Genomic DNA, 13379 nt, shown 5'->3' with positions numbered 1-13379 from the left:
TTGCAGGAAGGTTCTGGAGGAAAATCAATTATTGGATTTATTAGATACCGTGGTAATTTCTTCTGAAATGGGAGTAGAAAAACCCGAAAAAGAAATTTTTGAGGCGGCTTTTGAGCAAGGGAATACCTGTGCCAAAGAATCGCTGTATGTGGGAGACAATTACTATGATGATGTGTTAGGAGCCGCAAAAGTGGAAATGAATTGTGTGTTAATCAATCCTTACGGAAACGAAGGAATTGAAGAGATCTCATATGATAAGATCATTTCCGATATATCAGAAATTATAAAATTTGTAGATTAACAAATTTAGATAAGTATCATATATTCAAAATAAATACAGACAACCCGGCAAGCCTGTTTCGGGATGCCTGAAAAAGGGAGTGGATTATGAAAGAGCAGCAAATGGATAAGACAGGGAAGTATCTATATGAAAGAATTGATAACCTGTTTGAACAATTGACAGATACACAGCAGCAGGCAGCCATTTATATGAAAAAGAACTGGGAAAATATCTGTGTGATGACAGCAAAAGAGGTAGGAGAGCAGTCGAAAGTCAGTGAAGCCACCATACATCGTCTGGCAGGCAGACTGGGCTATGAAAGCTTTCTGGAAATGAAAAACAGTGTCAAAGAAAATCTGATGAAGAACCGGGCACTGGTGAATCTGGAACTGAAAAATAACACGGACCAGGAAAGCTGGCTGGAGGAATACTGGCATATGGAAGCTTCCAACCTGGCAAATACCCTCCGAATGAATGAAAAGGACAGGCTAAAGCAGGGCGCTAAAGCGATTGCAAATTGTGGAAGAGTCTGGATTATGGGCGATAAAATGGGGTTGGGGGTTTCTTCCTATCTGCATTTTGTATTGAATTACCTTCTGGGAAATGCCACACATTTAAATCTGTCTAATTATTATGAGCACATTGCTTTTATGAAAGAGGGAGATGTGTTGATTCTGGTGGGTTTTCAGCGTTATTGCAAGAGAACACTGTCTGCAGCTAACCTGGCAAAGAAAAGGGGTGTCATTATTCTGGCATTTACAGACTGCAGCCTGTCTCCATTCGCGAAAGCGGCTGATATATCCTATTATGCTGCTACAGAATCCGTTTTTTTCCTGGATTCTTATTCGTCCGTATTTACACTGGCACAGGCACTGGTAGTAAAGCTGGTAAGCCTGGACAAAATAAGAATTAAGAGTAACGTAAAAAATACAGAAAAGATCTATGAAAACTGTATGGAAAGGAACATATGAAACTGACAATCATAGGCTGCCACGGAGCATATCCCGTGAAAAATGGAGCAACTTCCGGTTATCTTCTGGAGGAAGGAGAAACCAGGGTTCTGTTGGATTGTGGGAGCGGTGTGTTATCCCGTTTACAAAATATCATAGATTTAAAGGAGTTAGACGGTGTAATTCTCACCCATTATCATCCCGATCATTGTGCAGACCTTGGGTGCCTGCAATACGCTGTGATGCTGGATGTTTTAACCGGCAGGCGCAGGAAAGGTTTTGCCGCGTGGGGACCAGGTGATGAAGAAAAGCTTTCATATGAGCAATATTGCCGGGGGTACAGTTATGAGAATCGGCCCCATTTTCAAATCGGTGAGCTGGAATTTGAGGTGCACCTGAATCAGCATGAGATTCCTTCCTATGCAATAAAGGCACGAGGTATATCAAAATGCATGTCAGAAAGTATACCAGGAGGCAAGGCAAGAGATATGTCAGAATGCAAGTGGGAATGCAAGTCGGAATGCATATCGGAATGCAAGTCAGAATGCAAGTCGGAATGCATATCGGAATGCAAATCAGGTGGTAAATCAGAGTATATCTCTGAAGGCGTACTGGTATACTCAGGCGATACCAATTATTACGATGGGCTGGCGGAGTTTGCAGGGAAGGCAGATCTGTTATTATGTGAAGCTTCACTTTACGCCCGTCAAAAAGGAGATGTCTGGGGACATATGTGTTCCACCGAGGCTGGGGAACTGGCTGCAAGGGCAGAAGTATCCGGTTTATGCCTGACGCATTTTCCCCACTATGGAGAAATTCCCGACTTAAAGTTAGAAGCAGAAAAAGTATATTATGGAAATATTATTTTGGCAGAACCGGGCATGAGCCTGTACATATGAAGCCAATTGTACAGATAGTACGTTAAAGTACGAAAGGAGTTATTATGAAAGGATTAAAGAAATTAATGGTATTTACATTAGCAGCAGTTATCACTGTATCGGCAGCGGGCTGCGGCAGTTCCCAAAGTAAGGCAGAGGCTGATAATACATCCGCTGCACAGTCAGGGCAGACTGGAGAAGCTGCACCAGAGGCGGACAGCCAGAATACAGGTACAGACAGTCAAAGTACTGACGGAGTTGCTGAGAAAACATCTGCAGCCGGAGGTACCGTGAAAGTATCGGTTGGTTCAGAGCCGGATAATTTAGATCCCATGCTTTCTTCTGCTACGGATACATCGGCAATTATGATGAATGTATTCGAAGGTTTACTGGGATTTAATGAAAAAGGAGAATTTATTCCGGCATTGGCCAAAAGCTATGATATTTCCGAAGACGGACTTACCTACAGCTTCAAGCTGAAACAGGGCATTAAGTTCCATGACGGTGCAGATTTTACCTCCAAAGATGTAAAATATACTTACGAAAAGCTTGCAGGTTTAAATGGGGAAGCTGCGCTGAATGAAACTTTGAATCAGCATCTGGCATCGGTGGAAACCCCGGATGACTACAGCGTAAATCTCGTGTTAAAAGAGAAAAATGCAGGATTTTTATCCAAGGCAACCATATCGGTTGTAGAAAAAGATTATACCCAAAATAGTACCAAACCCATTGGTACGGGACCATTTAAATTTGTTGAATACATACAGGGACAGAAAGTTATTTTAGAAAAAAACCAGAATTACAATACGATAGAAGAACGGGTTCCGTCTATTGATAAAGTAGAATTTAAGATCATGACAGATGCGAATGCCCGCCTGATGGGGCTGAAATCCGGTGATTTGGACATTACCTCCGTAGATGCGAAGAATGTGGAGGCTTTGAAAAATGACTATAATATGGTACAGGGTCCTCAGAATATGGTGCAGCTCATGGCTCTGAATAACAGCGTGGAACCATTTAATAACGTAAAAGTAAGACAGGCAATTAATTATGCGGTAGATAAAGAAGAGATCATCAATACCGTGGTAAATGGCAACGGAACGAAAGTAGATTCCTTCTTAAGCCCCAGCATGAGCACTTATTTTAATACGGACTTGAAAAATTGTTATGACACAGATATTGAAAAAGCAAAAGCGCTTTTAAAAGAAGCGGGATATGAGAATGGATTTAAAATGACCATTACCGTACCATCTAATTACCAGACTCACGTAGATACCGCACAGGTGATAAAAAACCAGCTGAGTAAAATAGGTATTGAAGCTGACATTCAGCTGATTGAGTGGGCACAGTGGCTGGATACCGTTTATGCAAAGGCTAATTATCAGGCGACCATTATCGGACACAGCGGAAAGCTGGATCCCAACGATTTCCTTAACCGCTTTGATTCCTCATATGATAAGAATTATTTTAAATTTTCCGATCCTCAGTACGATGAGTTGATTCATCAGGCAGCGTTATCTACAGACGAGGTAAAAAGAGTAGAATTATTTAAGGAGTGCCAGCAGTTATTGGTAGATCAGGCAGCTGCTGTATTTATTCAGGACCCGGATGTCATCTATGCTGCCTCAAAAAAAGTTCAGGGAATGAAAAATTATCCGGTTACGTTTTTGGATATGAGCAGTATCAGCCTGACAAAATAGGCGGTACCAGGAGGTAATTTAGATGAAATACGTATTGAAAAAAATTGTTACCATGGTATGTACGCTATTTGTTATATCTTTACTGACCTTTGGTGTCTTTCAAATACTTCCTGGAAATCCGGTGGATGTGATACTTGGAGTGGATGCAGATCCGCTCCAGGCACAGGCACTTGAAAAACAGCTGGGTCTGGATCTGCCCCTTGGTGAGCGGTATGTGAACTGGATCGGAGATTTATTTCGGGGAGACCTTGGGGATTCCATCCGCTATCAGGTGCCGGTGGGGGATCTGCTTAAGAGCAGTCTTCCGGTAACCATATCTTTAACGGTATTTTCTCTGCTGATTACGGTGATAACCGTGATTCCCACTGCTATATTTCTGGCGAAAAACAATAACAAAAAATCGGCTTTATGCCTTTCTTTTTTAACACAGATCGGTGTGGCAGTCCCGTCCTTCTGGCTGGGAATTTTGCTCATATTACTGTTTGCTGTTACACTTCAGGTACTGCCTTCGGGGGATTTTATTCCTTTCACGGAAGATCCGCTGGGATGCATCCGGTCTCTTATTCTGCCATCAGTGGCAATTGCCATCGGTACTTCGGCAGTGGTAATCCGATATCTGAAAAATACCCTGCTGGATCAAATGAATATGGATTATGTCAGAACGGCAAGAAGCAAAGGTGCTGCACAAAAGAGAGTGCTCTACCGTCATGTATTGAAAAATGCCCTGCTTCCCACCATTACAATCCTGGGAATGACCGTTGTGGACGTATTAGGCGGAAGTATTATCGTAGAAAATGTTTTTAATTTACCGGGTATCGGACATCTGATTACCTCCGGAGTAGGGAACCGGGATTTTCCCCTGGTACAGGGACTGGTATTTTATCTTGCGTTTATGGTAATTGTAATTAATCTGGTGGTAGACCTGCTGTATATGGCAGTGGATCCCAGAATTCGATTGGAATAGGTGGATGATATGTGGAAAAAATGCAGAAATAATATGAATTTTATGATTGGTTTCAGTATGGTTGCATTTTTGGGGCTGCTTCTGCTGCTGAGTTTTATCTATCTGCCCTATGATCCCAATGAGATGGATACTTTAAACAGTTTTCAGGCGCCATCGGCTGCCCATCTTCTGGGAACTGATAATTTCGGCAGAGATATTTTCAGCCGTATTGTAAAGGGATCACAGACAGCATTTCTGGTGGGATTTACGGCGGTGGCGATCGGCATGGCGGCAGGCGTCATACTGGGGGCGGCTGCAGGATATTTCCAGGGATGGATTGATAGGGTTATCATGTTAATCATGGATGCAAAGATGGCATTTCCAGGGGTGATTCTGGCGCTGGTATTTATCACTATCTTCGGAAGCGGAATTCTGAATACCGCAGCAGCACTTGGAATCATGGCGATTCCCAGATTCTGCCGGATGACCCGCAGCGGATTTATGCAGATAAAGGAAATGGATTATATCAAGGCGGCCCGGACGAGAGGAGCATCCAATCTCCGGATTATGTTCCTGCATATATTACCAAATGTGGTATCCTCACTGATTGTTACGGCATCCCTTGGATTTTCCAGCGCAGTTTTATCGGAAGCGGGGTTAAGCTATCTGGGGCTTGGAATACAGCCGCCTGACGCCAGTTGGGGAAAGATGCTGTTTGAGGCGCAGGGGTATCTGCTGACGAATCCCTGGTATGCAGTGGTTCCAGGTGTCATGATCACCATTATGGTATTGGGATTCAATTTATTGGGAGATGGAATCAGGGATGTAACGGATTGCCGTAATTAACAGCATGGCGAATAACAATAAATTGCGGTTACCCCGGACATTCAGGCAGTTAGAACGGGGTTGCAATTTCAGCGGCAAGCAGGAGGAATAAGATGGATAAAAATTTAAGAATAGAAGATTTAACGGTGGAAATCAAAAATCACAACAATTACTACAAGGCGCTGGACAGTGTTACCTTTCAGGCAAAAGAGGGCGAAATAGTAGGGCTGGTGGGTGAATCAGGATGCGGAAAGAGTTTATCCTCTCTGGCAATCATGAGGCTTTTACCCCAGGCAGCGAGAGTGTCAGAGGGCCGTATCTGTCTGGGTGAAACCGATCTGTTACAGCTTTCGGAAGAGGAGATGTGCGGCGTCAGAGGTGCCGATATCTCAATGATTTTCCAGGAACCGATGACAGCTCTGAACCCACTGATCACAGTTGGTAAACAGATAGAAGAAGCATATCTTCTTCACCACCCGGGAGAAAAAGGGAAAGCTTATGAAAAAGCGAAGGAAATGATGATAAAAGTTGGACTCTCCAGGGTAGAAAAACTCTACGGGGAATATCCCCATCAATTATCCGGTGGTATGAAGCAGAGAATTGTAATCGCTATGGCGCTGATCAATCATCCGAAGCTGATTGTTGCAGATGAGCCCACAACGGCACTGGATGTAACCATTCAATATCAGATACTGGAGCTTCTGCGGGAATTGAATAAGGAATTTAAGTCTACTATATTATTTATTTCCCATGATCTGGGTGTAGTAAAAGAACTGTGTTCCAGAATTATCGTAATGTACGCAGGAAATATTGTGGAAGAAGGAAGTACGGAAGAAATTCTGAGAAATCCCATGCATCCTTACACCCGGGGTCTTCTGGAATCCATTCCCACACCTCAGAAAAAAGGAGAAATCCTCTATAATATTCCCGGCATAGTAGAACCATTGGCTAAGCGCAGCCAGACGGGGTGTGTTTTTGCAAAACGATGTCCAAATGCCAAAGGGAAATGCCAGACACAAAAGCCGGAAATCCAAATGACAGAAGGCAGAAGAGTTAGCTGTCTGGAGATTGTAAGAGATGAAAAACAGAATGCTGCGTGTAAAAAAGTCTCTGCGTGAAAATAAATACAGGAGCTGGTTGTCATGCACGTTATTGCCTTATGAAACCTGGAGTTCTGTCAGCAGCAAAATTCGGATTAATCGACGATACCCGGGAAACGTGCTATAATTGAATAAAAGTCAAACGGAGGTACTTATATGAAGCTTTTATTTAAACAACGAGTTTTCAGCTGGCTGGACAGCTACGATATTTATAATGAATATGATGAAACTGCCTTTACGGTAGAGGGAAGACTCTCATGGGGACACCGGCTTGTAATTTATGATCGGACGGGAAATGAAGTGGGAGAGATCAGGGAAGAAGTATTAACCTTTCTTCCAAAATTCCGCATGTATATTCATGGTCAGGAAATTGGAATGATACAAAAAGAGCTTACTTTTTTGAAACCCAGATTCTATCTGACCTGCAATGACTGGGAAATTGAGGGAAGCGTTATGGAATGGGATTATGATGTGTTTAGCAGTAAACGTCATATTATGCATGTGGAAAAACAATTGTTTCACTGGTCCGATACCTATGTCATGGATATAGATCAGGATGAAGATGCATTGATATGTCTGATGATTGTTCTGGCGATCGATGCTGCCAAATGCAACAGGGGATAAGTCCCACTTTCCATTATATGGAGGCATACGAATGAAAATCGAAAATGTATATGGGCCGTTACTGCAAGTAAAAGGGCTTAGTAAATATTATACAGCGGAAAGCAACAAGATTCTCAATAAAAGAAAATACATAAAAGTAGTGGATCATATAGATTTGTCCATTTATTCTGGTGAAGTATTTGGACTGGTAGGAGAAAGCGGATGCGGAAAAAGTACTTTTGCAAAGATGCTGGTAGACGTTATAACGCCAACCGGGGGGCAGATTGCCTACAAAGGAAAGAATTATTCGGAAATGAGCCATCAGCAGAAAAAAGAATATCATAAGGATATTCAAATAATATTTCAGGATCCGTATTCTTCTTTAAATCCTAAGAAAAGGGTTGGGTGGATTCTGGAAGAACCGTTAAAGATACATACTGCACTTCCATCACAGGAGAGAAAGCAGAAAGTGGAAGAAATACTGGAGGTGGCAGGTCTGGATGCAAGCTTTATAGGAAAATTTCCCAATGAGCTTAGCGGAGGGCAGAGACAGAGAGTCAGCATTGCCGCTGCGCTGATGCTGAATCCGGAACTGATTATCGCAGATGAATCTGTTTCGGCGCTGGATGTGTCCATACAGTCCCAGATTCTGAACTTGATGAAGAAGCTTCAGGAAGAAAAGAATCTCACCTACTTATTTATTTCCCATGATTTGAATGTGGTGCAGTATATGAGTGACCGCATTGGAGTGATGTATTTTGGTAAGCTGGTGGAGGTTGGAAGTGTGGATGACATCTATCAATCACCCAGGCATCCTTATACGAAAGCATTACTTTCTTCTATTCCATCCGTCAGCGGTGAAAAGGAGCGGGAACGGATTTTACTGACCGGGGATGTACCGGATCTTCTGGAACCGCCCGGAGGATGCCCGTTTCATACCAGATGCCGTGAAATGAAGGAATCATGCAAACGGGAGTGCCCCAAGCTGGTTGAAATTGAAAAAGGGCATTTTGTGAGCTGCAATTGTGTGCAGGCTCTAAGAGAAACTTATGCATAGTATGACAGAATTTATAGTCCACAAATATAAGATTTATGAATTACAAGGAGAATAAAAATGAGAATTGGAGCAATATCCGATATACACTTAGATGTGAATGAAGCGTATCCGGTGATTCATGCAATTTGTAACAGAATCAAGACGGAAAAACTGGATGCATTGCTGATAGCCGGGGATATTTCCAACAGTTATCACACAAGCATTCCCAGCCTGGACCGTTTGCGTGATGAAGCGGGCATACCGGTCTGCTTTGTCCCGGGAAATCATGATATGTGGGATAAAGAAGGAGAATTTGGGGATGCCAGAAAAATTTATGAAATATATGCATCCAGAAGTGACTGCCTGTGCGGAAAGATCATAGATCTGAATGAGGAGTGTGCAGTAATTGGAAATATTGGATGGTATGACTATACCTTTGGGACAGCAGCTTATTCAGAGGAAGAATACAGGAAGAAAGAACACAATGAACGGGTATGGCAGGACAGCATTATGGTGAATTGGCACCAGAGTGACAAAGATTTCCACAAGGAGATCTTACAGGATCTGGAGGAAAAGATAGCAGCATGTAAGGGAAAGAAAATCATTGTGGTTACTCATATGGTTGGTGTACCGGAATTCAAAGTGCCGGCAGAAAGACCGGACTGGGATTATTTTAATGCCTTTCTGGGAAGCAGGGAATATGGGGAGCTGTTTGAAAAATACAAGGTGGATTACAGCATTATGGGACATGTGCATTACCGGAAGAAGCTGTTGAAAAATGGTGTGGATTACCGGTGTGTGTGTCTGAACTATCATACGGAATGGCTGAGTGGGGACTTGGATCAGGAAGTAGGAGAAGCGATGCAGGTGATTGAGATATAAAAGTCAAATACTATAAAGTCAAAAAACTGCCCCGTCCGGCTAATCTTAGGTGATTCAATAGGAATCCCAACAAGCCAGACGGGGCAGTTTCTCGTCTATTATAATTTTTTGGCAGCCGCAAGGTAATTTAATGAGGGCTGAATTTCTTGCGGAATGCAGCAGGAGTCAGCTGGTATTTACGTTTAAAGGACCGGATAAAATAGGAATGATTTTCAAACCCAACCAATTCAGAAATATATAGTATGGGATGATTCGTAGTCAGCAGCAATTCAGATGCAATATTCAGCCTGTAATTGTTCAGATAAGTAATAAAGGAAGTGTCCGTATTATTTTTAAAAAATTTCATAAAGTGTGAAGTACTGTAGTTTAAGAGCCGGGAAACCTCCTCCAGAGTAATGCTTCGGAAGTAATTTGACTCTATATAAGAAATAACGATTTTCAATTTTTTCATTTCCGGGGTGGATGTTTTAGAGGAATCATCATTAACCAGTAAGTTATGGGTAATGAGTAAAAACAAAAACTGAAAAAGCTGTGATTTTACATACAGCTCATATCCCAGAGGTCGTTTGAAATGACACTGAATAAGCCCTTTTAAACAGAACCCTATTTCATCAGATGCCGGGGATTCACTGCTTATTTTCACTGGCAGCAGAGATTTTCCTTTTATCAGCGGCGAAATAAAGTTCATAGAACAAATATCCGGTACATCGGATATGAGCATGTTCAGGTCAAAAAGCACGGTATGGTAAGAAAAAGACAGGGAGTCCTTTTGCTCGATGGAATGTAAAAGTCCGGGCGGGATCACCAGAACATCGCCATTATGAAGAAGCTGGGGCATAAAATTAATATTTACAATCCCCGTTCCGGCTTTTACGAAGATAATTTCCATTTCTGAGTGCCAGTGGGTAGGATAATAGATGAGCGTGCTGGGAATTACGGTTGAATAGACAGCACATGGAAATAAAGGTGTCCCGTGGTTTTTTGTTTCTTTGTAGTTTTGATAATCATTTGATATGTTCATGAAAAATTTTTCACCTTCATAATAGTATTGTGTTACTAATGCCATAAATCTTGCAAGAATTTGCAGTATCTCATTGATATAATTAATATTAATACAGGAAGAAATGAAATGCAAGGTTTTGTTTATGGGAAACAATATGTACATATTTGTAATAGGAAATGATGCAGTTCATAAACTTTGCCGGAGAAGTTTTAAGGAACAGCAGGAACAAAAGGTATCATTATGAATGGAGAAAGAAGGATGGATATGAAGAAATTAAATGCATTAACCGTACTTGGTATGACAACTGTCTTAACGATGGGACTTCTGGGAGGATGTGGTTCTGACAGTGGGAAAGATACCCCACAGACAGCGGAAACATCAGTGGAGACGAAAAGCTCAGATAACGGGGACTCCGACAAGGCAGCAGAAGGGAAGACAACAGAGGCAGGAGAAAACACAGAAAAAAAAGGCACAGAGGGAGGCAAGGTATACTATCTGAATTTTAAGCCGGAAGTTGCTGATATATGGGAAGAAATTATGAGTACCTATACAGATGAGACAGGCGTTCAGGCAACCGTTATGACTGCAGCAGCCGGAACTTATGAACAGACTTTAAAATCCGAGATTGCAAAAACCGACGCTCCGACTTTGTTTCAGGTCAGCCCGGTTGGTCTGGATACCTGGAAAGACTACTGTATGGATCTGAAGGATACGGAATTATACCAGCATTTAAGTAATAAGAACCAGGCATTATCATCAGAAGATACCATTTATGCAGTACCTTATGCAGTAGAAGGCTATGGAATCATTTATAATAATAAGATTCTCAGTGACTATTGTGCTATGGATGGAGCAAAGATTAAGACTGCAGAAGAGATTAATTCTTTTGCAAAGCTGAAAGAAGTAGCAGAGGATATTCAGGCTAAAAAAGATGATTTGGGTATTCAGGGAGCGTTTGCTGCTACAGGAATGTCTCCAGGAGATGACTGGAGATGGCATACACATCTGATGAATATGCCTATCTACTATGAGTATAAGGATAAAGGGATCACAGATGCAGAGTCCTTGGATGGAACTTATTTAGATAACTATAAACAGATCTTTGATTTGTATCTGAATAATTCAACCGTAGAGCCTGAGATGCTCAGCAGTATTGGAACAGGTGATTCCATGTCCGAATTTGCTTTAGGTGAAGTTGCGTTTGTTCAGAATGGAGACTGGGCATGGAATGATATAAAGGAAAATGAAGTGGCGGAAGAAGATGTAAAGTTCTTGCCAATCTATATTGGGGCAGAAGGAGAAGAAAATCAGGGATTATGTGTTGGAACAGAAGCATTCTGGTGTGTGAACAGTAAAGCATCAGAGGCAGATCAGAAAGCAACTCTGGATTTTGTTAACTGGCTGATTACCAGTGACACCGGTAAGGACTATATGGTTAATAAATTAAACTTCACCTCTCCATTTGACACTTTCCAGGCGGATGAAGCTCCAGGCAATCCCCTATCGAGACAGATTATGGAATATGCAGCTTCAGATAAAGAATCTGTGAGCTGGGCTTTCTCTACAATGCCAGGAGATGCTTATAAGAAAAATCTGGGGGCGGCTTTGCTGGAATACACCCAGGGGACTGGTGACTGGGATGGCGTAAAGAAAGCTTTCATTGATGAATGGGCAAAGGAGAAGTCTAATCCCACAGCAGAGTAAAGCAGATAAATCATGAGCGTAAAAGGAGGTGAGTACACAAGCCTCCTTTTTAGAATAGGAGAAGAAATCATGCAAAAAGCGATAAAACGATATTTTCCATTATTTGCACTGCCTACACTGATTGCGTTTTGTATAGGCTTTATTATACCTTTTATTATGGGAATTTACCTGGCATTCTGCGAGTTTTCAACGGTTACAAATGCAAAGTTTACAGGGCTTCGAAATTTTGTGATGGTTTTTCAGGATGAAACATTTCTACATGCCCTGGGATTTACCGTTCTTTTTACCATTGTATCTATGTTAACCATAAATGTATTGGCATTTACCGTTGCCAATATGCTGACGAAAGGTTTTAAGGGCACAAACTTATTTCGAACTATTTTCTTTATGCCGAATTTAATTGGTGGTATTGTCTTAGGATATATATGGCAGTTGATTTTAAACGGTATTCTGTCCTCTGTTGGAAGGACCCTTACTTTTGATGCGTCATATGGTTTTTGGGGACTGGAAGTTTTAATGAACTGGCAGCAAATTGGTTATATGATGATTATTTACATAGCCGGAATCCAGAATATACCGAAAGAATTAATAGAAGCCGCTAAAATAGACGGGGCAACAAAATGGCAGATCTTGAAAAAGGTTACCATCCCGATGGTAATGCCATCCATAACAATCTGTACATTTTTGACGCTGACTAATTCATTTAAACTTTTTGACCAGAATCTGGCATTAACTGCCGGGGCGCCATCGAATAAATCGGAAATGCTGGCATTGAATATATACAATACCTTTTATGGAAAACCCGGATTTGAAGGGGTTGGACAGGCAAAAGCAGTCCTTTTTTTCCTGATGGTGGCTGCTATTGCAGTCATTCAGCTTAGAATGACCAGAAGCAGGGAGGTGCAGCAATAATGAATGTCTGTAAATTAAAATATGGTAAATTAATGACTTTTTGTTTTTCGATACTTTCCTTTTTGTTTATAAGCCCAATTTTTATTGTGATCATAAATTCCTTTAAAAAGAAGTCATATATCAATAAAGAGCCATTTAAGATGGTCATGAGTAAGAATTTTGTAGGGCTGGATAATTATATCAATGGTATAAAGAAGACAGAATTTTTTCAGGCTTTTGGTTATTCTGCATTTATAACGATATGTTCGGTAATTGTGATCGTTCTTTGTACTTCCATGTGTGCATGGTACATTACGCGGGTAAAAACAAAGGTAACAGAAACCATTTATTATTTATGCGTGTTCTCTATGATAGTTCCCTTTCAGATGGTGATGTTTACCCTGTCTAAGATTTCGGATACATTAAAGCTGGGCAATCCGGTAGGAATTATCGTGATATATTTAGGTTTTGGTGCTGGTTTATCGGTCTTTATGTTCTGCGGTTTTGTAAAATCCATTCCTCTTGAAATAGAAGAGGCTGCGATGATCGACGGTTGTAATCCATTACAGACTTATTTTAAAATT

14 protein-coding genes are annotated in these 13379 nt (G+C 41.4%); 13 read left to right on the top strand and 1 reads right to left on the bottom strand.

Going from position 1 to position 13379, the window contains the following annotated elements; genetic code table 11:
* The 10 genes from ACH2DQ_RS19345 to ACH2DQ_RS19300 form a co-directional block, all read left to right on the top strand.
* Positions 1-301, top strand: a 301-nt coding sequence (locus tag ACH2DQ_RS19345) for an HAD family hydrolase (protein ID WP_395027909.1), incomplete at its 5' end; no start/stop codon positions are given.
* A gap of 86 nt (positions 302-387) precedes the next feature.
* Positions 388-1251: a MurR/RpiR family transcriptional regulator gene (locus ACH2DQ_RS19340; protein ID WP_394912587.1), complete on the top strand. Its 864-nt coding sequence runs from the start codon at positions 388-390 to the stop codon at positions 1249-1251.
* Positions 1248-2129, top strand: a complete 882-nt coding sequence (locus ACH2DQ_RS19335) for an MBL fold metallo-hydrolase (protein ID WP_394912588.1) — start codon at positions 1248-1250, stop codon at positions 2127-2129. The genes ACH2DQ_RS19340 and ACH2DQ_RS19335 overlap by 4 nt, the downstream gene beginning before the upstream one ends.
* A gap of 44 nt (positions 2130-2173) precedes the next feature.
* Entirely contained in the window at positions 2174-3808 is a 1635-nt protein-coding gene (locus ACH2DQ_RS19330) for an ABC transporter substrate-binding protein (protein ID WP_395027906.1), read from the top strand.
* A gap of 22 nt (positions 3809-3830) precedes the next feature.
* On the top strand, positions 3831-4772 hold the full coding sequence (locus ACH2DQ_RS19325) for an ABC transporter permease (protein WP_394912590.1): 942 nt from the start codon (positions 3831-3833) through the stop codon (positions 4770-4772).
* 9 nt (positions 4773-4781) lie between these two features.
* Positions 4782-5597 carry an ABC transporter permease gene (locus ACH2DQ_RS19320; protein WP_394912591.1) on the top strand — a complete coding sequence of 272 codons (816 nt, stop codon included), beginning with the start codon at positions 4782-4784 and terminating at the stop codon, positions 5595-5597.
* A 92-nt stretch (positions 5598-5689) separates the two neighbouring features.
* Positions 5690-6694, top strand: a complete 1005-nt coding sequence (locus ACH2DQ_RS19315) for an ABC transporter ATP-binding protein (protein WP_394912592.1) — start codon at positions 5690-5692, stop codon at positions 6692-6694.
* Positions 6695-6832: 138 nt separating this feature from the next.
* Positions 6833-7300: an LURP-one-related/scramblase family protein gene (locus ACH2DQ_RS19310; RefSeq protein ID WP_394912593.1), complete on the top strand. Its 468-nt coding sequence runs from the start codon at positions 6833-6835 to the stop codon at positions 7298-7300.
* A 31-nt stretch (positions 7301-7331) separates the two neighbouring features.
* Positions 7332-8336, top strand: coding sequence for an ABC transporter ATP-binding protein (locus ACH2DQ_RS19305; protein WP_394912594.1), 1005 nt, complete (start codon positions 7332-7334; stop codon positions 8334-8336).
* 57 nt (positions 8337-8393) lie between these two features.
* On the top strand, positions 8394-9197 hold the full coding sequence (locus tag ACH2DQ_RS19300) for a metallophosphoesterase (RefSeq protein ID WP_394912595.1): 804 nt from the start codon (positions 8394-8396) through the stop codon (positions 9195-9197).
* Between the two features lie 127 nt (positions 9198-9324).
* On the opposite strand, the gene ACH2DQ_RS19295 is transcribed toward ACH2DQ_RS19300, so the two are convergent.
* On the bottom strand, positions 9325-10218 hold the full coding sequence (locus ACH2DQ_RS19295; RefSeq protein WP_394912596.1) for an AraC family transcriptional regulator: 894 nt from the start codon (positions 10216-10218) through the stop codon (positions 9325-9327).
* Between the two features lie 246 nt (positions 10219-10464).
* Here ACH2DQ_RS19295 and ACH2DQ_RS19290 point away from each other — a divergent pair, with 246 nt between their 5' ends.
* From ACH2DQ_RS19290 to ACH2DQ_RS19280, 3 genes are all read left to right on the top strand, one after another.
* Positions 10465-11904: an ABC transporter substrate-binding protein gene (locus ACH2DQ_RS19290; RefSeq protein ID WP_395027901.1), complete on the top strand. Its 1440-nt coding sequence runs from the start codon at positions 10465-10467 to the stop codon at positions 11902-11904.
* A 69-nt stretch (positions 11905-11973) separates the two neighbouring features.
* Positions 11974-12816: a carbohydrate ABC transporter permease gene (locus ACH2DQ_RS19285; RefSeq protein WP_394912598.1), complete on the top strand. Its 843-nt coding sequence runs from the start codon at positions 11974-11976 to the stop codon at positions 12814-12816.
* Positions 12816-13379, top strand: a 564-nt coding sequence (locus tag ACH2DQ_RS19280) for a carbohydrate ABC transporter permease (protein WP_395027899.1), incomplete at its 3' end; no start/stop codon positions are given. The genes ACH2DQ_RS19285 and ACH2DQ_RS19280, both read left to right, overlap by 1 nt.

This window comes from Robinsoniella sp. (assembly GCF_034124845.1).
This window is presented reverse-complemented; position numbering and strand designations above follow the sequence as displayed.